At 70.9% G+C, this 24,024-nt stretch carries 18 protein-coding genes and 1 pseudogene; 16 read left to right on the top strand and 3 right to left on the bottom strand.

Going from position 1 to position 24,024, the window contains the following annotated elements; genetic code table 11:
• Positions 1 to 124: 124 nt before the first annotated feature.
• From yajC to relA, 5 genes are all read left to right on the top strand, one after another.
• Positions 125 to 613 carry a preprotein translocase subunit YajC gene (gene yajC / locus J7I94_RS20500; RefSeq protein ID WP_215168637.1) on the top strand — a complete coding sequence of 163 codons (489 nt, stop codon included), beginning with the start codon at positions 125 to 127 and terminating at the stop codon, positions 611 to 613.
• Positions 614 to 742: 129 nt separating this feature from the next.
• A complete protein-coding gene (gene secD, locus J7I94_RS20495; RefSeq protein WP_215168636.1) occupies positions 743 to 2,545 on the top strand; it encodes a protein translocase subunit SecD in 1,803 nt (600 codons plus the stop codon).
• A 3-nt stretch (positions 2,546 to 2,548) separates the two neighbouring features.
• Entirely contained in the window at positions 2,549 to 3,673 is a 1,125-nt protein-coding gene (secF, locus tag J7I94_RS20490) for a protein translocase subunit SecF (RefSeq protein WP_215168635.1), read from the top strand.
• The gene (locus J7I94_RS20485) at positions 3,670 to 4,212 is read left to right on the top strand and encodes an adenine phosphoribosyltransferase (RefSeq protein WP_215168634.1); all 543 of its coding nucleotides are present in this window, start codon (positions 3,670 to 3,672) and stop codon (positions 4,210 to 4,212) included. The genes secF and J7I94_RS20485 overlap by 4 nt, the downstream gene beginning before the upstream one ends.
• Positions 4,213 to 4,403: 191 nt before the next feature.
• Positions 4,404 to 6,938, top strand: a complete 2,535-nt coding sequence (relA, locus tag J7I94_RS20480) for a GTP pyrophosphokinase (RefSeq protein ID WP_215168633.1) — start codon at positions 4,404 to 4,406, stop codon at positions 6,936 to 6,938.
• A gap of 65 nt (positions 6,939 to 7,003) precedes the next feature.
• Here the strand turns inward: relA and J7I94_RS20475 are convergent, their stop codons facing one another.
• On the bottom strand, positions 7,004 to 8,233 hold the full coding sequence (locus tag J7I94_RS20475; protein ID WP_215168632.1) for a DUF349 domain-containing protein: 1,230 nt from the start codon (positions 8,231 to 8,233) through the stop codon (positions 7,004 to 7,006).
• 135 nt (positions 8,234 to 8,368) lie between these two features.
• Positions 8,369 to 9,187 (bottom strand): peptidylprolyl isomerase, encoded by an 819-nt coding sequence (locus J7I94_RS20470; protein ID WP_215168631.1) that lies wholly within the window; start codon positions 9,185 to 9,187, stop codon positions 8,369 to 8,371.
• Between the two features lie 180 nt (positions 9,188 to 9,367).
• Between J7I94_RS20470 and J7I94_RS20465 the strand changes: the two genes are divergently transcribed.
• The 5 genes from J7I94_RS20465 to rpsD all read left to right on the top strand — a co-directional run bounded on the left by J7I94_RS20465 (position 9,368) and on the right by rpsD (position 15,003).
• A complete protein-coding gene (locus J7I94_RS20465; RefSeq protein WP_215168630.1) occupies positions 9,368 to 10,075 on the top strand; it encodes an MBL fold metallo-hydrolase in 708 nt (235 codons plus the stop codon).
• A gap of 13 nt (positions 10,076 to 10,088) precedes the next feature.
• Positions 10,089 to 11,351: a histidine--tRNA ligase gene (gene hisS, locus J7I94_RS20460; protein WP_215168629.1), complete on the top strand. Its 1,263-nt coding sequence runs from the start codon at positions 10,089 to 10,091 to the stop codon at positions 11,349 to 11,351.
• 633 nt (positions 11,352 to 11,984) lie between these two features.
• The gene (locus J7I94_RS20455; protein ID WP_215168628.1) at positions 11,985 to 12,647 is read left to right on the top strand and encodes a vitamin K epoxide reductase family protein; all 663 of its coding nucleotides are present in this window, start codon (positions 11,985 to 11,987) and stop codon (positions 12,645 to 12,647) included.
• A gap of 94 nt (positions 12,648 to 12,741) precedes the next feature.
• On the top strand, positions 12,742 to 14,097 hold the full coding sequence (locus J7I94_RS20450) for a replication-associated recombination protein A (RefSeq protein WP_215168627.1): 1,356 nt from the start codon (positions 12,742 to 12,744) through the stop codon (positions 14,095 to 14,097).
• Positions 14,098 to 14,388: 291 nt separating this feature from the next.
• Positions 14,389 to 15,003: a 30S ribosomal protein S4 gene (rpsD, locus tag J7I94_RS20445; RefSeq protein ID WP_215168626.1), complete on the top strand. Its 615-nt coding sequence runs from the start codon at positions 14,389 to 14,391 to the stop codon at positions 15,001 to 15,003.
• Here the strand turns inward: rpsD and J7I94_RS20440 are convergent.
• Positions 14,991 to 17,197, bottom strand: a pseudogene (locus tag J7I94_RS20440) (AAA family ATPase). The gene rpsD and the pseudogene J7I94_RS20440 overlap by 13 nt on opposite strands.
• 202 nt (positions 17,198 to 17,399) lie before the next feature.
• On the opposite strand from J7I94_RS20440, the gene J7I94_RS20435 reads away from it, so the two are divergent.
• The 6 genes from J7I94_RS20435 (at position 17,400) to J7I94_RS20410 (ending at position 24,010) form a co-directional block, all read left to right on the top strand.
• Positions 17,400 to 17,843, top strand: a complete 444-nt coding sequence (locus J7I94_RS20435) for a DUF948 domain-containing protein (protein ID WP_215168624.1) — start codon at positions 17,400 to 17,402, stop codon at positions 17,841 to 17,843.
• 7 nt (positions 17,844 to 17,850) lie between these two features.
• Positions 17,851 to 18,213 carry a hypothetical protein gene (locus tag J7I94_RS20430; RefSeq protein ID WP_215168623.1) on the top strand — a complete coding sequence of 121 codons (363 nt, stop codon included), beginning with the start codon at positions 17,851 to 17,853 and terminating at the stop codon, positions 18,211 to 18,213.
• Positions 18,213 to 20,885 carry an alanine--tRNA ligase gene (gene alaS / locus J7I94_RS20425; protein ID WP_215168622.1) on the top strand — a complete coding sequence of 891 codons (2,673 nt, stop codon included), beginning with the start codon at positions 18,213 to 18,215 and terminating at the stop codon, positions 20,883 to 20,885. Before J7I94_RS20430 ends, alaS begins: the two co-directional genes overlap by 1 nt.
• Positions 20,885 to 21,349: a Holliday junction resolvase RuvX gene (gene ruvX / locus J7I94_RS20420; RefSeq protein ID WP_215168621.1), complete on the top strand. Its 465-nt coding sequence runs from the start codon at positions 20,885 to 20,887 to the stop codon at positions 21,347 to 21,349. Before alaS ends, ruvX begins: the two co-directional genes overlap by 1 nt.
• A gap of 122 nt (positions 21,350 to 21,471) precedes the next feature.
• A complete protein-coding gene (gene mltG, locus J7I94_RS20415; RefSeq protein ID WP_215168620.1) occupies positions 21,472 to 23,190 on the top strand; it encodes an endolytic transglycosylase MltG in 1,719 nt (572 codons plus the stop codon).
• Positions 23,171 to 24,010 (top strand): shikimate dehydrogenase, encoded by an 840-nt coding sequence (locus J7I94_RS20410; protein ID WP_215168618.1) that lies wholly within the window; start codon positions 23,171 to 23,173, stop codon positions 24,008 to 24,010. The genes mltG and J7I94_RS20410 overlap by 20 nt, the downstream gene beginning before the upstream one ends.
• Positions 24,011 to 24,024 lie beyond the last annotated feature (14 nt).

The following is a 24,024-nucleotide window of genomic DNA, read 5'->3' as shown; positions in this document are numbered from 1 at the left end:
CTGTGCGTTGTTCCCTGCGCGCGGACTCGCTTAGACTCCGCCGATGCCGCCCTTGTCGGCTGCGTACGACACCCCCAACCATCAGGCCGCTCACAGCGCGGTCGTGTGAAGGAAGTACCGACCCGTGAGTCTCATGACCCTCCTCCCGTTCATCGTGCTCATCGGGGCCATGTTCCTGATGACCCGGTCGGCGAAGAAGAAGCAGCAGCAGGCCGCCGACATGCGGAACCAGATGCAGCCCGGCTCCGGTGTCCGCACCATCGGGGGCATGTACGGCACGGTCAAGGAGGTCAGCGAGGACACGGTCCTCCTCGACGCCGGTCCGGGCGTCGAACTGCTCTTCGCGAAGAACGCCATCGGTGCCGTCCTGAGCGACGACGAGTACAACCGCATCGTCCACGGCATCGAGCACGACCTGAAGTCCGACGAGGACCTCGTCCCGGACGACGCCTCCTCCCTCACCGGGTCCGACGACTCCGCCGCCGCCTCCGACGCCCCCGACGACAAGGTCGAGCTGGGCAAGAAGGACGAGCCCGCCGCGGACGCCGCGCCCGCCGAGGCGAAGACGGACGAGCCGCTGAAGAAGTCCGAGGGCGACTCCGAGGCGAAGTAACCGTGCCCCGGGGCGCGCGGGCCGTGCCCGCGTGCCCTTGGACATGCGCGGTTCCCGCGGGATCCCGACACCATGTCATGGCCGTCGGCGCACCGACGCGCGAGGCGGCCCGAGAGGGAGTACGAGAAGGTGGCAGCACCTAAAAAGGGCCGGAACGCGAGCGCCCAGAGCAAGCCGGGGCGCTCGCTGGCCCTGATCCTGATCGCCATCGTGGCGCTCACCGGAGGGATGTTCGCCTCCGGGCACACCACTCCGCGTCTCGGTATCGACCTGGCCGGCGGCACGAGCATCACGCTCCGGGCCGAATCGGAGCCCGGCCAGGAATCCGCGATCAACAAGACCAACATGGACACCGCGGTCGAGATCATGGAACGCCGTGTCAATGGTCTGGGTGTCTCCGAGGCCGAGGTACAGACCCAGGGCGACCGGAACATCATCGTCAACATTCCCAAGGGGACGAACTCCGAGGACGCCCGGAAGCAGGTCGGTACCACCGCCAAGCTCTACTTCCGCCCGGTCCTCGCCACCGAGGTCTCCGGCGTGGCCGCCTCGGCCAGCCCCTCGGCGAGCGCCTCCGGGAGCGCCTCCGCGTCGCCCGACGCCTCCGGGAGCGCCGCGGAGAAGGCCACCGACGGCGACGAGAGCGCCTCGCCCTCCGACAGCGCCTCGGCGTCCGCCACCTCCCAGGGCCGCGCCCTCACCGACGCCCTGAAGGCCGACGCCACCCCGTCGGCGACCGACTCCGCGAGCGCCGCCGCCTCCGACTCCGCGTCCCCGAGCGCCGGCGCCTCCGCGTCGGAGTCCGCCTCCGCGGACGACAGCGCGCTGCAGGCCGCGTACACCAAGCTCGACTGCACCGACGAGGCGCAGCGCGCCAAGGCCGGCGACGGCGCCAAGGACGACGAGTCCATGGTGGCCTGCGGCCAGAACGCGCAGGGCCAGTGGCAGAAGTACATCCTCGGCCCCGCCGAGGTCGACGGCACGGACGTCGACAAGGCCTCGGCCGTCTTCAACACGCAGACCGCCGCCGGCTGGACCGTCACGATGGACTTCACCGACGGCGGCGCCAAGAAGTTCGCGAGCATCACCGGCAAGCTGGCGCAGAACCAGTCGCCGCAGAACCAGTTCGCGATCGTCCTGGACAACGAGGTCGTCTCCGACCCGTACGTCAGCCAGGCGCTGACCGGCGGCAACGCCGAGATCTCCGGCAGCTTCACGCAGGAGGAGGCGCAGAACCTCGCCAACATGCTCTCCTACGGCGCCCTCCCGCTGAGCTTCAAGGAGGACAGCGTCACCACCGTCACCGCCGCGCTCGGCGGTGACCAGCTGGAGGCCGGCCTGATCGCCGGCGCCATCGGCCTCGCCCTGGTCGTGCTCTACCTGCTGTTCTACTACCGGGGCCTGTCGTTCATCGCCCTGCTCTCGCTGCTGGTCTCCGCGATCCTGACGTACGTCATCATGTCGCTGCTCGGCCCGACCATCGGCTTCGCGCTGAACCTGCCGGCCGTCTGCGGCGCCATCGTCGCCATCGGCATCACGGCGGACTCGTTCATCGTCTACTTCGAACGGGTCCGGGACGAGATCCGCGAGGGCCGCTCGCTGCGCCCCGCGGTCGAGCGCGGCTGGCCGCGCGCCCGGCGCACCATCCTGGTCTCCGACTTCGTGTCGTTCCTCGCCGCCGCGGTCCTCTTCATCGTCTCCGTCGGCAAGGTCCAGGGCTTCGCGTTCACACTGGGTCTGACCACCCTGCTCGACGTGGTGGTCGTGTTCCTCTTCACCAAGCCGCTGCTGACGCTCATGGCCCGCCGCACGTTCTTCGCGAGCGGCCACAAGTGGTCCGGGCTCGACCCGAAGAGCCTCGGCGCGAAGCCGCCGATCCGCCGCACGCGCCACCCCCGTCCCGCCGGCCCTGTCGACCCGAAGGAGGCGTGAGCGATGTCGAAACTCGGCGAGCTCGGCGCCAAGCTGCACCACGGCGAGGTCGGCTACGACTTCGTCAAGAACCGCAAGCTCTGGTACGGCATCTCGATCCTGATCACCATCACGGCCATCGTCGGCCTGGCGGTGCGCGGCCTGCACATGGGCATCGAGTTCCAGGGCGGCGCGGTCTTCACCACACCGAAGAACACCAGCGTCTCGGTCTCCCAGGCCGAGGAGCACGCGGAGACGGCCTCCGGCCACGACGCGATCGTCCAGAAGCTCGGCGACGGCAGCCTGCGCATCCAGATCGCCGGCATCGACACCGGCACGTCGGACCAGATCAAGAAGGAACTCTCCGAGGACCTGAGGGTCGACGCCGAGCAGATCAACGCCGAACTGGTCGGTCCCAGCTGGGGTGACCAGATCGCCAACAAGGCGTGGCAGGGCCTGGGGATCTTCCTGGTCCTGGTGGTGATCTACCTGGCGATCGCCTTCGAGTGGCGGATGGCGCTCGCCGCCTTCGTCGCCCTGATCCACGACATCACCATCACCGTCGGCATCTACGCCCTCGTCGGCTTCGAGGTCACGCCGGGCACGGTGATCGGTCTGCTGACCATCCTCGGCTACTCGCTGTACGACACGGTGGTCGTCTTCGACAGCCTCAAGGAACAGACGAAGGACATCACCAAGCAGAACCGCTGGACCTACGCCGAGATCGCCAACCGGTCGATCAACAGCACCCTGGTCCGCTCCGTCAACACCACGGTCGTGGCGCTGCTGCCGGTGGCGGGCCTGCTCTTCATCGGCGGCGGTGTGCTCGGTGCCGGCATGCTCAACGACATCTCGCTGTCGCTGTTCGTCGGCCTCGCGGCCGGCGCGTACTCCTCGATCTTCATCGCCACGCCGCTCGTCGCCGACCTCAAGGAGCGCGAGCCGCAGATGAAGGCGCTCAAGAAGCGCGTCCTGGCCAAGCGCGCCCAGGCCGCCTCGAAGGGCGAGTCCGTCGAGGACACCGACGCCCACGCGGACGGGCCGTACGACGACGACCCCGAGGACGCCGCCCCCGCCGTCGTCGGCCCCCGCAACCAGCCCGCGTCCCGCACCCGGGGCCGCGGCCGACCCTCCGGGAAGCGCCGATGACCGACATCCAGGAGCTGCTGCTCAGCCGCATCCGGGACGTGGCGGACTACCCGGAGCCGGGCGTGGTCTTCAAGGACATCACCCCGCTGCTCGCCGACCCGGAGGCGTTCGGCGCCCTCACCGACGCCCTGGCCGGGATCGCCAAGGACACCGGCGCCACCAAGATCGTCGGTCTGGAGGCCCGGGGCTTCATCCTCGGTGCCCCGGTCGCCGTCCGCGCCGGCCTCGGCTTCATCCCCGTACGCAAGGCCGGCAAGCTCCCCGGAGCCACCCTCGGCCAGGCGTACGACCTGGAGTACGGCTCGGCCGAGATCGAGATCCACGCCGAGGACCTCGGCCCCGACGACCGCGTCCTGGTCGTCGACGACGTCCTGGCCACCGGCGGCACCGCACAGGCGTCGCTCCAGCTGATCCGCCGGGCCGGCGCGCGCACCGCGGGCGTGGCCGTCCTGATGGAGCTGGGCTTCCTGGACGGGCGTGCCCGTCTGGAGCCGGAGCTGGACGGCGCCCCGCTGCACGCGCTGCTCACCGTCGGATAACCCCGGCGCGGCCGCCAGGACACCGGCCGGACACGGAAAGGGCGGGCCCGGAGGAATCCGGCGCCCGCCCCACGCGTTCCTCCCGTAGACGGGCCTCACAGCGGCCTGCGGGTCATCCCGGGACCCGGGATGGCTACCATGGGGTTTCCGGAGCCTGACCGGGGGACCCGGATCGCGCACGAGGAGTCCTCTTGCCAGACGAGGCCCAGCCACTGACAGCCGCCAAGCCCGAGTCCGCCTCGGCGCCCGCGGCCAAGCCCGCGCCCAGCACCCCGCACGCGAAGAACGACAGCCGCGGGACGCTCCAGCACACCCAGTCCGCGCCCGTCGACAAGACCGCGGACCAGCAGGCACGTCCCAAGCCGGTCCCTCCCGAGCGCCCGCAGAACGCGCCTGTGGTGCGCGCCCCCGCGGCCCAGCCCGCCCGCACCGGCTCCTCCAACCGCGTCCGCGCCCGGCTGGCCCGCCTCGGCGTTCAGCGCGCCAACCCGTACAACCCGGTCCTGGAGCCCCTGCTGCGCATAGTCCGCGGCAACGATCCCAAGATCGAAACGGCGACTTTGCGCCAGATCGAGCGCGCCTACCAGGTCGCCGAGCGCTGGCACCGCGGTCAGAAGCGCAAGAGCGGCGACCCGTACATCACGCACCCGCTCGCCGTCACCACCATCCTCGCCGAGCTGGGCATGGACCCGGCCACGCTGATGGCGGGGCTGCTGCACGACACCGTCGAGGACACCGAGTACGGCCTGGACGACCTGCGCCGCGACTTCGGCGACGTCGTCGCCCTCCTCGTCGACGGCGTCACCAAGCTGGACAAGGTCAAGTTCGGCGAGGCCGCGCAGGCCGAGACCGTGCGCAAGATGGTCGTCGCCATGGCCAAGGACCCCCGCGTCCTGGTCATCAAGCTCGCCGACCGCCTGCACAACATGCGCACCATGCGCTACCTCAAGCGGGAGAAGCAGGAGAAGAAGGCGCGCGAGACCCTGGAGATCTACGCGCCGCTCGCCCACCGCCTGGGCATGAACACCATCAAGTGGGAGCTGGAGGACCTCGCCTTCGCGATCCTCTACCCCAAGATGTACGACGAGATCGTCCGCCTGGTCGCCGAGCGCGCCCCCAAGCGCGACGAGTACCTCGCCGTCGTCACCGACGAGGTCCAGCAGGACCTGCGCGCCGCCCGCATCAAGGCGACCGTCACCGGCCGCCCCAAGCACTACTACAGCGTCTACCAGAAGATGATCGTCCGCGGCCGGGACTTCGCGGAGATCTACGACCTGGTCGGCATCCGCGTCCTGGTGGACACCGTCCGCGACTGCTACGCGGCGCTGGGCACGGTCCACGCCCGCTGGAACCCGGTTCCGGGGCGGTTCAAGGACTACATCGCGATGCCCAAGTTCAACATGTACCAGTCGCTGCACACGACGGTCATCGGGCCCAGCGGCAAGCCCGTCGAACTGCAGATCCGCACGTTCGACATGCACCGTCGCGCCGAGTACGGCATCGCCGCGCACTGGAAGTACAAGCAGGAGGCCGTGGCCGGCGCCTCCAAGGTGCGCTCCGACGCGCCCCGGACCACCGGCAAGGACGACCACCTCAACGACATGGCGTGGCTGCGCCAGCTCCTGGACTGGCAGAAGGAGACCGAGGACCCCGGCGAGTTCCTGGAGTCCCTGCGCTTCGACCTCTCCCGCAACGAGGTCTTCGTCTTCACCCCCAAGGGCGACGTCATAGCGCTCCCGGCCGGTGCCACCCCCGTCGACTTCTCCTACGCCGTCCACACCGAGGTCGGCCACCGCACCATAGGAGCACGGGTCAACGGGCGCCTGGTCCCGCTGGAGTCCACCCTGGACAACGGCGACCTGGTGGAGGTCTTCACCTCCAAGGCACCCGGCGCCGGACCGTCCCGCGACTGGCTGGGCTTCGTCAAGTCACCGCGGGCCCGCAACAAGATCCGCGCCTGGTTCTCCAAGGAGCGCCGCGACGAGGCCATCGAGCAGGGCAAGGACGCCATCGTCCGCGCCATGCGCAAGCAGAACCTCCCCATCCAGCGCATCCTGACCGGCGACTCCCTGGTCACCCTCGCGCACGAGATGCGCTACTCCGACATCTCCGCGCTGTACGCGGCGATCGGCGAGGGCCATGTCTCCGCGCAGAACATCGTGCAGAAGCTCGTCCAGGCCCTCGGCGGCGAGGAGGCGGCCAGCGAGGAGATCGACGAGGCGGTGCCGTCGCGGGGCCGTGGCCGCAAGCGGCGCAGCAACGCCGATCCGGGCGTCGTGGTCAAGGGCGTCGACGACGTCTGGGTCAAGCTGGCCCGCTGCTGCACCCCCGTGCCCGGCGACCCGATCATCGGCTTCGTCACCCGCGGCAGCGGCGTCTCCGTGCACCGCAGCGACTGCGTCAACGTGGACTCGCTCTCCCGCGAGCCCGAGCGCATCCTGGAGGTCGAGTGGGCGCCCACCCAGTCCTCGGTCTTCCTGGTCGCCATCCAGGTCGAGGCCCTCGACCGCTCCCGGCTGCTGTCGGACGTCACCCGCGTCCTGTCCGACCAGCACGTCAACATCCTCTCCGCCGCAGTCCAGACCTCCCGTGACCGCGTCGCCACCTCCCGCTTCACCTTCGAGATGGGCGACCCCAAGCACCTCGGGCACGTCCTGAAGGCCGTACGGGGCGTCGAGGGCGTCTACGACGTGTACCGGGTGACATCGGCGCGCAGGCCGTCGTAGACACGGAGGACACACGAGAGGGGCTCCCGTACGGCGTGTACGGGAGCCCCTCTCGTGTACGGGTGTCAGCCGCCGAACTCCTGAAGCCCCTTCAGGGCCTGGTCCAGCAGCGCCTGGCGGCCCTCCAGCTCACGCTGGAGCTTGTCCGCGCGGGCGTTGTTGCCCTGCGCGCGGGCCTGCTCGATCTGCTGGTGGAGCTTGTCCACGGCGGCCTGGAGCTGGCCGGTCAGCCCCTCGGCACGCGCGCGTGCCTCCGGGTTGGTACGGCGCCACTCGGTCTCCTCGGCCTCCTGGAGCGCCCGCTCGACCGCGTGCATCCGGCCCTCGACCTTCGGCCGGGCGTCGCGCGGCACGTGCCCGATGGCCTCCCAGCGCTCGTTGACCGCACGGAACGCGGCGCGGGCCGCCTTCAGATCCGTGATCGGCAGGAGCTTCTCGGCCTCCTCGGCCAGCTCCTCCTTGAGCTTGAGGTTCTCGGACTGCTCCGCGTCCCGCTCGGCGAAGACCGAGCTGCGCGCGGCGAAGAAGACGTCCTGGGCGCCGCGGAAGCGGTTCCACAACTCGTCCTCGTGCTCGCGCTGGGCGCGGCCCGCCGCCTTCCACTCGGTCATCAGCTCGCGGTAGCGGGCGGCCGTCGGACCCCAGTCCGTCGAACCCGACAGCGCCTCGGCCTCGCCGACCAGCCGCTCCTTGACCCGGCGGGCCTCCTCGCGCTGCGCGTCGAGCTGCGCGAAGTGCTGCTTGCGCCGCTTGGAGAACGCCGACCGGGCGTGCGAGAAGCGGTGCCACAGCTCGTCGTCGGACTTGCGGTCCAGCCGGGGCAGGCCCTTCCAGGTGTCCACCAGCGCCCGCAACCGCTCACCTGCGGCCCGCCACTGGTCGGACTGGGCGAGCTGCTCGGCCTCGGTGACCAGCTCCTCCTTGGCCCGGCGGGCCTCGTCGGACTGCTTGGCCCGCTGCGCCTTGCGCTCCTCGCGCCGCTTGTCCACCAGCTCCACGAGCTGGTCCAGCCGCTTCCTGAGCGCGTCCAGGTCGCCCACCGCGTGGTGCGCGTCGACCTGCTCGCGCAGGTGCTGGATCGCGGCCTGGGCGTCCTTCGACGACAGGTCGGTGGTCCGCACCCGCTTCTCGAGGAGGCCGATCTCGACCACCAGGCCCTCGTACTTGCGCTCGAAGTAGGCCAGCGCCTCATCGGGCGAGCCGGCCTGCCAGGAACCGACCACCTGCTCGCCGTCGGCCGTACGCACGTACACGGTCCCCGTCTCGTCGACGCGGCCCCACGGGTCGCTGCTCACAGCGCCTCCTCCACATGATGCCCGCGGAGGGCTTTCCCGCCCCCGGGCATCGTCCACAGTTTCGTCACCGCCAACATAGGCGACCGGCGGGGGGCCTGTCCGCATCCCGCACGACCGAAATTCCGCAGTTGACAGTCAGGATTTCGCGACGGTCGCCTTGTCGATCACGACCGTCGCGTTCGGTACTCCGTCACCGGCGCCGGTGCTCTCGCCCGCGGCGGCGATCTTCTTGAGCACCTTCATGCCGGCGTCCGAGATCGTGCCGAACGGCGTGTAGCTGGGCGGCAGCTCACTGTCCTGGTACACCAGGAAGAACTGGCTGCCGCCGGAGTCCGCCTGCCCGGTGTTGGCCATCGCCACCGTGCCCGCCGGGTAGATGTTGTCCTTCAGGCTTTTGTCCTTCAGGTTCTCGTCCGGGATCGTGTAGCCGGGACCGCCGGTGCCCTGCCCGGTCGGGTCGCCGCACTGGAGCACGTAGATGCCGCTGGTGGTGAGCCGGTGGCACGTGGAGTGGTCGAAGAAGCCCTTCCCGGCGAGGAAGTCGAACGAGTTCACCGTGTGCGGCGCCGCCGACGTCTTCAGGGCGATGTCTATCTCGCCGCACGTCGTGTCCAGCGTCATGGTGTAGTCCGCCGACTTGTCGATGGACATCGCCGGCTCCTTCTTCCAGGTCTTCGTCGAGGCCTTGCCCGCCGCCGCCTTGTCGCACGGGTCGGCGGCCTTGGACGCCGACGCGCTGGGCGACGCCTCGGCGCTCGCGTTCTCCTTGTCGTCGTCGCCCTTGAGCGTGCCGGTCGTGTACAGCGCGAGGCTGCCCACCAGCACCACGCCGAGCACCGACGCGATCACCGAGTTCCGCACCCGCGCCTTGCGTCGCGCGGCGGTGCGCCGCTGCTGCTGCCGCAAGAACTTCTCCCGGGCGAGCTGACGCCGCCGCTGTTCCTGGCTGACCACCGGGTTGTCTCCTATGCGTCTTCGTGTGCCGACCGGTACGCGTGCGTGCCCGTGGGCCGACCGCCTGCGTTAGCCCCGTACCGTATATGGGTTCGCTGAGGAATCGGCACCGCCGGTAGGCTCTGACCACGGGCGCAGCCCGTTCACAAGCCACCCGTATCGACACAACGAAGGACGATCGTGCTCATTGCCGGGTTCCCCGCCGGGGCCTGGGGGACGAACTGCTACCTCGTCGCCCCGGCCGCCGGTGAGGAGTGCGTGATCATCGACCCCGGCCACCAGGCCGCCCAGGGAGTCGAGGAGGCGCTGAAGAAGCACCGGCTCAAGCCGGTCGCCGTCGTCCTCACGCACGGCCACATCGACCACGTGGCCTCGGTCGTCCCGGTGTGCGGAGCGAACGACGTACCCGCGTGGATCCACCCGGCGGACCGCTACATGATGAGCGACCCCGAGAAGGGCCTCGGCCGGTCCATCGGGATGCCGCTGATGGGCGAGCTGAGCGTGGGGGAGCCGGACGACGTACGGGAGCTGGCCGACGGCGCGAAGCTGGAGCTGGCGGGCCTGGAGCTGACCGTGGCGCACGCGCCGGGCCATACCAAGGGGTCGGTGACCTTCGGCCTGCCCGAGGCGGCGGACATCCCGCCGGTGCTGTTCTCGGGCGACCTGCTGTTCGCCGGCTCCATCGGACGCACCGACCTGCCCGGCGGCTCCATGGACGACATGCTCGAGTCCCTGACCCGCGTGGTCCTGCCGCTCGACGACACGACCGTGGTGCTGTCCGGACACGGCCCCCAGACGACCATCGGCCAGGAGCGCGCCGCCAACCCGTATCTGCGGCAGGCGGCTTCCGGCCAGGAAGCCCCCGAGGCTTCCCGACGAGGAATGTGACGAGAGACCTTCCGTGAGCACCTTCAAGGCCCCCAAGGGCACGTACGACCTGCTGCCGCCCGACTCCGCGAAGTACCTGGCCGTCCGCGAGGCGATCGCGGCCCCGCTGCGTGACTCCGGCTACGGCTACATCGAGACGCCCGGCTTCGAGAGCGTCGAGCTGTTCGCGCGCGGTGTCGGCGAGTCCACCGACATCGTCACCAAGGAGATGTACGCCTTCGAGACCAAGGGCGGCGACCGGCTCGCCCTGCGCCCCGAGGGCACGGCTTCCGTGCTGCGCGCGACGCTGGAGGCCAGCCTGCACAAGACGGGCAACCTCCCCGTCAAGCTCTGGTACTCCGGCTCGTACTACCGCTACGAGCGCCCCCAGAAGGGCCGTTACCGTCACTTCTCGCAGGTCGGCGCCGAGGCGATCGGCGCGGAGGACCCGGCGCTCGACGCCGAGCTGATCATCCTGGCCGACCAGGCGTACCGCTCGCTGGGCCTGAGCCAGTTCCGTATCCTGCTCAACTCGCTGGGCGACAAGGAGTGCCGTCCCGTCTACCGGGCCGCCCTCCAGGAGTTCCTGCGCGGCCTGGACCTGGACGAGGACACCCTGCGCCGCGCCGACATCAACCCGCTGCGCGTCCTGGACGACAAGCGCGAGTCGGTGCAGAAGCAGCTCGGGGACGCTCCGCTGCTGCGCGACTACCTCTGCGACGCCTGCAAGGCGTACCACGAGGAGGTCCGCGAGCTGATCACGGCGGCGGGCGTCGTCTTCGAGGACGACCCGAAGCTGGTGCGCGGCCTGGACTACTACACGCGCACCACCTTCGAGTTCGTCCACGACGGGCTCGGTTCCCAGTCCGCGGTGGGCGGCGGCGGCCGCTACGACGGCCTCTCCGAGATGATCGGCGGCCCCGCGCTGCCGTCCGTCGGCTGGGCCCTCGGCGTCGACCGCACGGTCCTGGCCCTTGAGGCCGAGGGCGTCGAGCTGGACCTCCCCGCCACCACCTCCGTCTTCGCCGTGCCGCTCGGCGAGGAGGCCCGCCGCGTCCTGTTCGCCAAGGTCACCGAGTTGCGCAAGAACGGCGTCGCCGCCGACTTCGCCTACGGCGGCAAGGGCCTCAAGGGCGCCATGAAGAACGCCAACCGCAGCGGCGCCCGCTACACGATCGTGGCCGGCGAACGCGACCTCGCCGAGGGCGTCGTCCAGCTCAAGGACATGGAGTCCGGCGAGCAGACCGCGATCGGCGTCAACGAGATCGTGGCGGAGCTGGAGTCCCGGCTCGGCTGAGCCCGCCGCGCGCGTGCGGCACGGTCACTGATCCGGCAGCCCGTGCCGCGTGCGGCTGCCGCAGCGCGGGCCGGGGGCCGCCCGGAGAGCCCCTTGAGCCGGCTGCCCGCACAGGGCCTGTCGTGCGGATCACGCGGGGGAAATCCGCGGCGCCTCATCAGCGCGGATGCGCGTGCCGGACCCCGCGTCCGCGGCGTGGTCCGAACGAGAGGCCCAGGGTCTTTGGACCGACCGGACCGATGACCTCCGCGCGGCCACGCGGCCGGGGCGGTACCGGGCGCAGTGCCGGACCGTTGCGCGTACCGTCAACTCCGTGGGTGCCGATTCGTCCTGCCGGACGACCCCGGCCCGGGATCGCCACGCGCGCGCGGCGTGCGCCGGGTCCGCGCCCGGCACCCGGACCTCGCCGCCCTCCCCGGACCGGTTGCCCTGGAGGATCTCCGCCGTCCTGCTCCGGCCCGCGCGACCGGTTCGTTCGCCTGTGCGCTCATGGTTCAAGCGTTGTCCGGAACCGCGCCCTCGGGGAGGACCGAGCGTCGTTCCTTATGTCCACCGAACGGTGGACACGCGCGTGCGTGCGGCACAATGACCGTGCCCGAAGAAGATGAGACCTCAAGTGACGGAATCGGCGTGATGAGCAAGACGACAGTCAGAGACGTCTCCACGGACCCCGAGCCCGCGTCCGGAGCCGGTGCCGTCGCGCCGGGTGCGGTGGGCGGCAGCCGCGCGTTCGCCGTGATGCTGGTGATCACCGGCGCCGCCGGACTGCTCGCCGCGTGGGTCATCACGATCGACAAGTTCAAGCTGCTCGAAGCCAAGGTCGCCGGCACCACCTTCGTCCCCGGGTGCAGCCTGAACCCCGTCGTCTCCTGCGGCAGCGTCATGGAGAGCGACCAGGCGTCCGCCTTCGGCTTCCCCAACCCGATGCTCGGCCTGGTCTGCTACGGCATCGTGATCTGCGTCGGCATGAGCCTGCTCGCGCGGGCCCGCTTCCCGCGCTGGTACTGGCTCACCTTCAACGCGGGCACCCTGTTCGGCGTGGGCTTCTGCACCTGGCTGCAGTTCCAGTCCCTGTACCGGATCAACGCGCTGTGCCTGTGGTGCTCGCTGGCCTGGGTCGCCACGATCGTCATGTTCTGGTACGTGACCTCGTTCAACGTGCGCAAGGGCTTCCTGCCCGCGCCGAACTGGCTGCGCGGCTTCTTCGGCGAGTTCACCTGGGTGCTGCCGGTCCTGCACATCGGCATCATCGGCATGCTGATCCTGACCCGCTGGTGGGACTTCTGGACCAGCTGACCCGCACCGCCCCCCCGGGCGTCGCCGACCGGACCCACGGGCCCGGCCGACGGCGCCCGTCGCGTTGTCAGTGCGGTCATTTAGGGTTTCGAGCGTGGAGCCCGATCTGTTCACCGCCGCCGCAGAAGAACGCCAGGAGAAAGACCCCTCCGGCAGCCCCCTGGCCGTCCGGATGCGCCCGCGCACCCTCGACGAGGTCGTGGGCCAGCAGCACCTGCTGAAGCCCGGCTCCCCGCTGCGCCGCCTGGTGGGCGAGGGCGCCGCCGGCCCCGCCGGCCCCTCCTCGGTGATCCTCTGGGGCCCGCCCGGCACCGGCAAGACGACCCTGGCGTACGTCGTCTCCAAGGCCACCAACAAGCGGTTCGTGGAACTGTCGGCGATCACCGCGGGCGTCAAGGAGGTCCGCGCGGTCATCGACGGCGCCCGGCGCGCGGTCGGCGGGTACGGCAAGGAGACCGTCCTCTTCCTGGACGAGATCCACCGCTTCAGCAAGGCCCAGCAGGACTCCCTGCTGCCCGCCGTCGAGAACCGCTGGGTGACGCTGATCGCCGCGACCACCGAGAACCCGTACTTCTCGGTGATCTCCCCCCTGCTCTCCCGCTCCCTCCTGCTGACCCTCGAACCCCTCACCGACGACGACGTCCGCGGTCTGCTCCGCCGCGCCCTCACCGACGACCGGGGCCTCAAGGGCGCCGTCACCCTCCCCGAGGACACCGAGGACCACCTGCTGCGCATCGCCGGCGGCGACGCCCGCCGCGCCCTGACCGCCCTGGAGGCCGCCGCCGGGGCCGCGCTCGACAAGGGCGAGCCGGAGATCACCCTGGCCACGCTGGAGGAGACCGTCGACCGGGCGGCGGTCAAGTACGACCGCGACGGCGACCAGCACTACGATGTCGCCAGCGCCCTGATCAAGTCCATCCGCGGCTCCGACGTCGACGCCGCCCTGCACTACCTGGCCCGCATGATCGAGGCCGGCGAGGACCCCCGCTTCATCGCCCGCCGCCTGATGATCTCCGCCAGCGAGGACATCGGCCTCGCCGACCCGAACGCGCTGCCGATCGCGGTCGCCGCGGCCCAGGCCGTCGCCATGATCGGCTTCCCCGAGGCCGCCCTCACCCTCAGCCACGCCACCATCGCCCTCGCCCTGGCACCCAAGTCCAACGCCGCGACCACCGCCATCGGCGCCGCCCTGGACGACGTACGCAAGGGGCACGCCGGGACCGTCCCGGCCCATCTGCGCGACAGCCACTACCAGGGCGCGGGCAAGCTCGGCCACGGGCAGGGGTACGTCTACCCGCACGACCTGCCGGAGGGCATCGCCGCCCAGCAGTACGCCCCCGACGCCCTGAAGGACCGCGAGTACTACACCCCGACCCGGCACGGCGGCGAGGCGCGGTACGCGGACGCCGTGGAGTGGACCAGGAAGCACCTCGGTCGAAAGAGGCCCTGAGCACCCTGTAAACTCGATCGGAGTGCCGAGTCCCGTGCCGTCAGAGCGGGACAACCGGCCGGAACCCCAGCGGGTTCCAGGAGCGTCGCGCACCGTCGAAGGTGTCGCGGGCAGCCCACCACCCCTCGTCGCAGGACGGGACCGGTCGGTGGGCCACTCGCGTGCTGCACGTATGTGCCCAGACCAGGGAGCGGCTGCCCGACAGGTCCCACGCGGACCCGGCGGGTTTCCCCGGCTGCGGATGCGACCTCCCTCAACCCTGGCAAGCCGAACACTAGGAAATGAGAGACAGTGGCGAACCAGTCCCGCCCCAAGGTCAAGAAGTCGCGTGCCCTCGGCATCGCGCTGACGCCGAAGGCCGTCAAGTACTTCGAGGCCCGCCCCTACCCGCCGGGTGAGCACGGCCGCGGCCGCAAGCAGAACTCGGACTACAAGGTCCGTCTGCTGGAGAAGCAGCGTCTGCGTGCCCAGTACGACGTGTCCGAGCGTCAGCTCGTCCGCGCCTACGAGCGTGCCTCCAAGGTCCAGGGCAAGACCGGTGAGGCCCTGATCGTGGAGCTGGAGCGCCGCCTCGACGCGCTGGTCCTGCGCTCGGGCATCGCCCGCACGATCTACCAGGCCCGCCAGATGGTCGTCCACGGCCACATCGCGGTCAACGGCCAGAAGGTCGACAAGCCGTCCTTCCGCGTCCGCCCCGACGACGTCGTGCAGGTCCGCGACCGCTCCAAGGAGAAGACGCTGTTCCAGGTCGCGCGTGAGGGTGGCTTCGCCCCCGACGGCGAGACCCCGCGTTACCTCCAGGTGAACCTCAAGGCCCTGGCGTTCCGCCTGGACCGCGAGCCGAACCGCAAGGAGATCCCGGTGATCTGCGACGAGCAGCTCGTCGTCGAGTACTACGCCCGCTGATCCCAGCCGGCCGCGGTACCCGGGCCCGTCGTCTCCCCGCCCCCGTGGGCGGGCGGGACGGCGGGCCTCGTCATGTCCCCGGCGTCCTCGTCGGCCGCGCGGGACGACGCGGCCCCGGCAGCGCCGCCGGCTCCTCGGACCGCCGCAGCGCACGGGCCACCGCCTCCTCCCGGCCCAGCCGCGCTCCCCGCCGCAGGCACTCCTCGTACGCCTCGTCCCCCAGCCGGTCGCGGGCCGCCGCCTCGCACAGCTCGCGCGGCGCGTTGTAGTGCGCCGAGCCGAACAGCTGCAGGCCCACCGCGAGCCACATCCGCCCCGCCGCCCCCTGGAGCACCGCCGCCTCCGCCGCGTCGCCCTCCGTCACCGTGACCAGGGCCAGCAGTTCCAGTGACAGCACCGCACCCAGCAGGTCACGGAAGCCGTGGGCGTCGCCCAGGCAGACGGTCAGCAGCCGCCGGGCCCTGCCCGGATCGCCGTCGCTCCAGGCCGCGTACGCCAGCACGTACAGCGCGTAGGCGCGGGCCCAGCGCTCGCCGTGGTCGTCGCACACCCGGCGCACGTCCTCGCACAGCCGCACCGCGTCCGCCAGATCGCCCTGGAAGGCCCGCGCCATCGCCAGCTCCACCTGGGCCATCAGCACATTGCTGTTCAGCTCGCCGGTCTCCCGGTACCGCGCCAGCGCGGAGCGCAGCAGCGTCTCGGCGCCCGCCACGTCATCGGTGATCAGCGCCAGACAGCCCGAGCGGTGCACCGCGTACGCCAGCGCCGTCGCATTGCCGGCCCGCTCCGCCTCCCGATGGCACTCCTCGAGCGTCGCCCGCGCGCACACCGTGTCGCCCTGCAGGATCGCCACGTACGCCAGCACCCACAGGGCCTTGAGCCGGGACTGCTCGTGCGCGGTCCGCTCCGCGTCCAGCCGCACCGCCTGCTCCAGCCAGTGCCGCCCCTCCGCCAGCCGCCCGCAGCCCGCCCAGTGGAACCACAGGGAGCCCGCCAGGTACTGGCCCAGGTGCGCCCCGTCCGGATCGGACAGGCAGTGGTCCAGGGCGACCCGCAGATTCGGCAGCTCGGCCTCGATACGCGCGGCGACCTCCGACTGGCGCGGCGAGAACCACTCCAGCTCGCACCAGGTCGCCAGCCCCACGTACCAGTCGCGGTGCCGGCGCCGCAGCCGCGCCGCGTCGCCCGTCGCCTCCAGCCACTCGGCGCCGTACGCCCGCACCGTGCCGAGCATCCGGTAGCGCACCCCGGCCGGTGTCTCCTCGCGGGTCAGCACGGACTGGGCGAGCAGCGCGGAGAGCACGTCCAGCACCTCGTCGGCGGGCAGGCCGTCGCCGCCGCACACGTACTCCGCGGCCTCCAGGTCGAACCGCCCCGCGAACACCGAAAGACGCGCCCACAGCAGCCGCTCCCCGGGCGTGCACAGCTCATGGCTCCAGCCGATCGCCGTGCGCAGCGCCCGGTGCCGGGGCAGCGCCGTCCGGTTCTCCCCGGCCAGCAGCCGGAACCGGTCGTCCAGCCGGCCGAGCACCTGCTCCGGCGTCAGCACGCCCAGCCGCCCCGCGGCCAGCTCGATCGCCAGCGGGATGCCGTCCAGCCGCCGGCACAGCTCCCGCACCTCGGCGCCGTCCCCGCCCCCGATCTCCACCCCCTGCTGGGCGGCGCGCACCGTCAGCAGGGACACCGCCTCCTCCCCGGTCAGCGGCGCCAGCGGGAAGAGCCGCTCGCCGGAGACGGCCAGCGGTCGGCGCCCCACCGCCAGCACCCGCAGCCCGGGGGCCCGGCCCAGCAGCTCCGTCACCAGCCGGGCACACGCGTCCACCAGGTGCTCGATTCCGTCGAGCAGCAGCAGGACCTCGCGGTCGGCGAGGTGGGCGAGCAGGGTCTCGCGGGGCGTCCTGGTGGTGTGGTCGGTCAGGCCGAGCGCCTCCACCACCGCGTAGTCCACGAACTCCGGGTCGCGCACGGGCGCAAGCTCCACCCGCCAGACCCCGTCCCGCGGTGCCGACCGCGCGGCGGCCCGCTCCGCCAGCCGCGACTTGCCGACGCCGCCCACCCCGGTGACCGTCACCAGCCGCGCGCCGCGCAGCGCGTCGTCCAGCTCGGAGAGTTCCGCCGCGCGTCCGACGAAGGCGTCCAGTTCCAGCGGCAGATTCCCGGCCGGGAACGTTCCGTCATGCCGTTGATCACGCATAGAGAACGCAGCGTACTGAAGCGTGCGCACTGCGTACAAACGTCTCGCACGCCCGCGCCGCACGCGGACGGTAATCCGGTACGGACCCCCATCCCCGGCGCGATAGGCTCGGTGCACGACTTTTCGTGTTCTCGATGGTCTCGATGGTCATGACGGACGTGAAGTCGACGTACGCGAAGTTCTGGCACGTTTCAGGGAGCGGGTGCACACAGTGTCCGGTGGCGAGGTGGCCGGGATCCTGGTGGCCGTGTTCTGGGCGATCCTGGTCTCCTTCCTCGCCGTCGCACTGGTGAGGCTGGCCCAGACGCTCAAGGCGACCACCAAGCTCGTGGCGGACGTGACCGACCAGGCCGTCCCGCTGCTGGCCGACGCCTCCACGGCGGTGCGCTCGGCGCAGACCCAGATCGAACGGGTCGACGCGATCGCCTCCGACGTCCAGGAGGTCACCTCCAACGCCTCGGCGCTCTCCACCACCGTCGCCTCCACCTTCGGCGGCCCCCTGGTCAAGGTCGCGGCCTTCGGCTACGGCGTGCGCCGGGCGATGGGCGGCCGCAAGGAGGACGTGCCGGCCAAGACAGCCAGGCGCACCGTCGTCGTGGGCCGTACCGTCCCGGCGACGCGGCGGGCCAAGCGGAAGAAGGACTGACCCAGCGATGTTCCGCCGTACGTTCTGGTTCACCACCGGCGTCGCCGCCGGAGTGTGGGCCACCACCAAGGTCAACCGGAAGCTGAAGCAGCTCACCCCCGAGAACCTCGCCGTGACCGCGGCGAACAAGGCGATCGAGGCCGGCGGCCGGCTCAAGGACCGCGCCGTGGACTTCGCGCTCGAGGTCCGCGACAACATGGCCCAGCGGGAGGCCGAACTGGGCGACGCGCTCGGTCTCGACGCCCCCGTCGACCGGGAGCTCCCGGCACCCCGGCGGTACGCCGCCATCGAGAACCGCAACGACCCGATGCCCACTTCGAAGTACATCGACAGGACGACGTACTCGTACAACCGGAATGAGGACCACTGATGGAGTCGGCCGAGATCCGCCGCCGCTGGCTGAGCTTCTTCGAGGAGCGCGGGCACACCGTCGTCCCTTCGGCGTCGCTCATCGCGGACGACCCGACTCTGCTGCTGGTCCCGGCCGGCATGGTGCCCTTCAAGCCGTACTTCCTCGGTGAGGTCAAGCCGCCGTTCGACCGCGCCACCAGCGTGCAGAAGTGCGTGCGCACGCCGGACATCGAAGAGGTCGGCAAGACCACCCGGCACGGCACGTTCTTCCAGATGTGCGGCAACTTCTCCTTCGGCGACTACTTCAAGGAAGGCGCCATCAAGTACGCCTGGGAGCTGCTCACCAGCCCCCAGGACAAGGGTGGCTACGGCCTCGACCCCGAGCGCCTGTGGATCACCGTCTACCAGGACGACGACGAGGCCGAGCGCATCTGGCACGACGTCGTCGGTGTCCCCTCCGAGCGCATCCAGCGCCTCGGCAAGAAGGACAACTACTGGTCCATGGGCGTCCCCGGCCCCTGCGGCCCCTGCTCCGAGATCAACTACGACCGCGGCCCCGAGTTCGGCGTCGAGGGCGGCCCCGCCGTCAACGACGAGCGGTACGTGGAGATCTGGAACCTCGTCTTCATGCAGTACGAGCGGGGCGAGGGCACCTCCAAGGAGGACTTCGAGATCCTCGGGGAGCTGCCGAGCAAGAACATCGACACCGGGCTCGGCCTGGAGCGGCTCGCCATGATTCTGCAGGGCGTGCAGAACATGTACGAGATCGACACCTCCATGGCCGTCATCAAGAAGGCCACCGACCTGACCGGTGTCTCCTACGGCGACGCCCACGAATCGGACGTCTCCCTGCGCGTGGTCACCGACCACATGCGCACCTCCGTGATGCTCATCGGCGACGGCGTCACCCCGGGCAACGAGGGCCGCGGCTACGTGCTGCGCCGCATCATGCGCCGCGCCATCCGCAACATGCGCCTGCTCGGCGCCACCGGCCCGGTCGTCAAGGACCTGATCGACACGGTGATCGAGATGATGGGGCAGCAGTACCCCGAGCTGATCACCGACCGCGAGCGGATCGAGAAGGTCGCCGTGGCCGAGGAGAACGCCTTCCTCAAGACGCTGAAGGCCGGCACCAACATCCTCGACACCGCCGTCGCCGACACCAAGGCCGCCGGCGGCTCGGTCCTCTCCGGCGACAAGGCGTTCCTGCTCCACGACACCTGGGGCTTCCCGATCGACCTCACCCTGGAGATGGCCGCCGAGCAGGGCCTGTCCGTGGACGAGGACGGCTTCCGGCGCCTGATGAAGGAGCAGCGGGAGCGCGCCAAGGCCGACGCCCAGGCCAAGAAGACCGGCCACGCCGACCTGGGCGCCTACCGGGAGATCGCCGACCGCGCCGGACAGACCGACTTCATCGGCTACACCGACACCGAGGGCGAGTCCACCGTCGTCGGCATCCTGGTCGACGGCGTCTCCTCGCCGGCCGCCACCGAGGGCGACGAGGTCGAGATCGTCCTGGACCGCACGCCCTTCTACGCCGAGGGCGGCGGCCAGATCGGCGACACCGGCCGGATCAGGACCGACTCCGGTGCCGTCATCGAGGTCCGCGACTGCCAGAAGCCGGTCCCCGGCGTCTACGTCCACAAGGGCGTCGTCCAGGTCGGTGAGATCACCGTCGGCGCCAAGGCCCACGCCGCCATCGACGACCGGCGCCGCAAGGCCATCGCCCGCGCCCACTCGGCCACCCACCTCACCCACCAGGCGCTGCGCGACGCCCTCGGCCCGACGGCCGCCCAGGCCGGTTCCGAGAACCAGCCCGGCCGCTTCCGCTTCGACTTCGGTTCGCCGTCCGCCGTGCCGACGGCCGTGATGACCGACGTCGAGCAGAAGATCAACGAGGTGCTCGCCCGCGACCTGGACGTGCGGGCCGACGTCATGGGCATCGACGAGGCCAAGAAGCAGGGCGCCATCGCCGAGTTCGGCGAGAAGTACGGCGAGCGGGTGCGCGTCGTCACCATCGGTGACTTCTCCAAGGAGCTGTGCGGCGGCACCCACGTGCACAACACCGCTCAGCTCGGCCTGGTGAAGCTGCTGGGCGAGTCGTCCATCGGCTCCGGCGTGCGCCGCATCGAGGCCCTGGTGGGCGTCGACGCCTACAACTTCCTCGCGCGTGAGCACACGGTCGTCGCCCAGCTCCAGGAGCTGATCAAGGGCCGGCCGGAGGAGCTCCCGGAGAAGGTCTCCGCCATGCTCGGCAAGCTGAAGGACGCCGAGAAGGAGATCGAGAAGTTCCGCGCCGAGAAGGTCCTCCAGGCCGCCGCCGGTCTCGCCGAGTCCGCCACGGACGTACGGGGCGTCGCCCTGGTCACCGGCCAGGTCCCGGACGGCACCACCGCCGACGACCTGCGCAAGCTGGTCCTCGACGTGCGCGGCCGTATCCAGGGCGGCCGGGCCGCCGTGGTCGCCCTGTTCACGACGGTGAACGGCAAGCCCCTCACCGTCATCGCCACCAACGACGCCGCCCGCGACCGCGGCCTCAAGGCCGGTGACCTGGTCCGGACCGCCGCCAAGACCCTCGGCGGCGGCGGTGGCGGCAAGCCGGACGTCGCCCAGGGCGGCGGGCAGAACCCGGCCGCCATCGGTGACGCCGTGGCCGCCGTGGAGCGCCTGGTCGCGGAGACGGCCAAGTAATGCGCAGAGGACGTCGGCTCGCCATCGACGTCGGGGACGCCCGGATCGGGGTCGCTTCGTGCGACCCCGACGGGATCCTCGCCACCCCCGTCGAGACGGTCCCGGGCCGGGACCTCCCGGCGGCCCACCGCCGTCTGCGCGCGCTGGTCGAGGAGTACGAGCCGATCGAGGTCGTCGCCGGCCTGCCCCGCTCCCTCAAGGGGGGCGAGGGCCCGGCGGCGGCCAAGGTCCGCCGTTTCGCCCAGGAACTGGCCGAGGGCATCGCCCCCGTTCCGGTCCGGCTCGTCGACGAGCGGATGACGACCGTGACGGCGAGCCAGGGCCTGCGCGCCTCCGGGGTGAATTCCAAGAAGGGCCGTTCGGTCATCGACCAGGCCGCCGCTGTGATCATCCTTCAGCAGGCGCTTGAATCCGAACGGGTGTCAGGTAATCCTCCTGGCGAGGGCGTCGAAGTGGTCATCTGATCGCTGTACGGTAACGTTCCGCGCGATGCGGCGGTCTTCGAACAGCCTCCGCACAGAGAGAGGCGGAACGGTAAGCGGTCCGTGAAGCCGCGTGACCGCCGCCTCGCGGCTCTAGGGGATCCATGACTGAGTATGGCCGGGGCCAGGGCTCCGAACCGTGGCACCCGGAGGACCCGTTGTACGGGGACGGCGGGTGGGGAGGGCAGCAGGCCCACGCGGGACAGCAGCCCTTCGACGGCGGCCAGCCGCAGCACCAACCGCAGCATCAGCAGCACAGTGACTGGGGCGACGGCGGAGGCCAGGCCGGGTACGGCCAGGCCCAGCAGCAGTACCCGCACGGCGGACAGCAGTACGACGGCGGGCAGGGTCAGCAGCAGTACGGCCAGCAGCACGACCCGCAGTACGGCGGGCAGCAGTACCCGGCGCGGCAGCAACAGGACCAGCAGCAGTACGGCACCGAGGGCTGGCCCGCCGGACAGCAGCAGCCCGTGTACCCGGCCGATCCCGCCGACCCGTACGCTCAGCAGGCGGCCGCCTCCTACGGCACGGACCAGCCCGACCACTACGGCACCCCGGAGGCGTATCCGCCCCCCGAGCCGCCGAGCCGGCGGCGCACCGAGCCGGAGCCGGAGAAGACCGACTGGGACCCGGGGCCCGACCAGGGCGAACACGCCTTCTTCGCGGGCGGCGACGGGGACGACGGCGCCGACGACGACGCTCCCGGCCGCGGTGACCGCAGGAACCGCGGGGGCAAGCCGAAGAAGCGGCGGAACGGTTGTGCGTGCCTCGTGGTCTGCCTGGTGCTGGGCGGCGGCGTGGCGGGAGTCGGCTATTTCGGCTACCAGTTCTACCAGGATCGTTTCGGCGCGGCCCCGGACTACGCCGGCGACGGCAACGGCACCCAGGTGACCATCACCGTCCCCAAGGGGGCGGGCGGCTCGACCATCGGCCAGGAGCTGAAGCGCAAGGGCGTGGTCAAGAGCGTCGACGCGTTCGTCGCGGCGCTGCAGAGCAACCCGAACGCCAAGGGCATCCAGGACGGCGTCTACACGCTGCAGAAGGAGATGTCCGCCGAGAGCGCCGTGAAGCTGATGCTCAGCCCCGAGAGCCGCAACACGCTGATCATCGCCGAGGGCAAGCGCAGCGCCGCCGTCTACGAGCTCATCGACGAACGCCTCGAAGTTGACAAGGGCACCACCGCCAAGGTCGCCAAGTCCAAGTGGAAGGACCTCGGCCTGCCCGACTGGGCGATGAACCACGCCGACGTCAAGGACCCGCTGGAGGGCTTCCTCTACCCGTCCAGCTACTCGGTGGCCAAGGGGCAGAAGCCCGAGGCGGTGCTCAAGGAGATGGTGGCGCGGGCCACCGACAAGTACGAGGAGCTCGGCTTCGAGAAGAAGTCGAAGCAGCTGGGGCTCGACGGGCCCTGGCAGCTCGTGACGGTCGCCAGCCTGGTGCAGGCCGAGGGCAAGACCCACGAGGACTTCCGCAAGATGGCCGAGGTCATCTACAACCGCCTCGAGCCCACCAACTACGAGACCAACCAGAAGCTCCAGTTCGACTCGACCTTCAACTACCTGATGGGTCAGAGCGAGATCCACATCAGCGAGTCCGAGATCAACAGCAACCCGGACCCGTACAACACCTACTACCACAAGGGTCTGCCCCCCGGTCCCATCGGCAATCCGGGTGCCGAGGCGCTGGAGGCCGCGCTCAAACCCACGGACGACGGCTGGATCTACTTCGTTGCCACCGACGGCGTGAGCAACACGGAGTTCGCCAAGACCAATGCCGAGTTCGAGAAACTGAAGGACAAGTTCAATGCCAGTACCGGCGACTGACGGCCGCCGGGCCGCCGTCCTCGGCTCCCCGATCGCCCACTCCCTCTCCCCGGTGCTGCACCGCGCCGCGTACGCCGCGCTGGGCCTGGAGGGATGGACGTACGACCGTTTCGAGGTGGACGAGGCGGCCCTGCCGGGCTTCGTCGAGAAGCTGGGGTCCGAATGGGCCGGGCTGTCGCTGACCATGCCGCTGAAGCGGGCGGTGATCCCGCTGCTCGACGAGGTCAGCGACACGGCGGCCTCCGTGGACGCGGTGAACACCGTCGTCTTCACCGAGGACGGCCGCCGCACCGGCGACAACACCGACATCCCCGGCATGGTCGCCGCCCTGCGCGAGCACGGCGTCGAGAAGGTGGAGTCCGCCGCGATCCTGGGCGCCGGTGCCACCGCCTCCTCCGCGCTGGCCGCGCTGGCCCGCATCTGCACCGGTGAGGTCGCCGTCTACGTGCGCAGCGAGGCCCGGGCCGCCGAGATGCGCGAGTGGGCCGAGCGGCTCGACGTCGACGTGCGCGTCGTGGACTGGGCGCGGGCCGAGGAGGCACTGCGCGCCCCGCTGGTCGTCGCCACCACCCCGGCCGGCACCACCGACGCGCTGGCCGCCGCCGTGCCGGAAATGCCCACGACCCTGTTCGACGTGCTCTACGAGCCCTGGCCCACCGCGCTGGCCGCCCGCTGGTCGGCCCACGGCGGCGCCGTCGTCAGCGGCCTCGACCTGCTGGTGCACCAGGCGGTGCTGCAGGTGGAGCAGATGACGGGGCGCGGCCCGGCCCCGCTGGCCGCCATGCGCACCGCGGGCGAGCGGGCGCTGGCGGAGCGCTAGGGCCTGTCGTTTGG

It is taken from the genome of Streptomyces sp. ISL-12, assembly GCF_018614415.1.
Lineage (GTDB): Bacteria > Actinomycetota > Actinomycetes > Streptomycetales > Streptomycetaceae > Streptomyces.
Note: the sequence above shows the minus strand (reverse complement) of the source record. Positions and strands in the feature narration are given on the sequence as shown.

What these genes read in the sequence shown, in the direction of transcription:
- secF (WP_215168635.1), top strand. Translation starts at nt 2,549, where the DNA reads ATGTCGAAACTCGGCGAGCTCGGCGCCAAGCTGCACCACGGCGAGGTC.
- J7I94_RS20485 (WP_215168634.1), top strand. Translation starts at nt 3,670, where the DNA reads ATGACCGACATCCAGGAGCTGCTGCTCAGCCGCATCCGGGACGTGGCG.
- J7I94_RS20455 (WP_215168628.1), top strand. Translation starts at nt 11,985, where the DNA reads ATGAGCAAGACGACAGTCAGAGACGTCTCCACGGACCCCGAGCCCGCG.
- J7I94_RS20430 (WP_215168623.1), top strand. Translation starts at nt 17,851, where the DNA reads ATGTTCCGCCGTACGTTCTGGTTCACCACCGGCGTCGCCGCCGGAGTG.
- alaS (WP_215168622.1), top strand. Translation starts at nt 18,213, where the DNA reads ATGGAGTCGGCCGAGATCCGCCGCCGCTGGCTGAGCTTCTTCGAGGAG.
- ruvX (WP_215168621.1), top strand. Translation starts at nt 20,885, where the DNA reads ATGCGCAGAGGACGTCGGCTCGCCATCGACGTCGGGGACGCCCGGATC.
- mltG (WP_215168620.1), top strand. Translation starts at nt 21,472, where the DNA reads ATGACTGAGTATGGCCGGGGCCAGGGCTCCGAACCGTGGCACCCGGAG.
- J7I94_RS20410 (WP_215168618.1), top strand. Translation starts at nt 23,171, where the DNA reads ATGCCAGTACCGGCGACTGACGGCCGCCGGGCCGCCGTCCTCGGCTCC.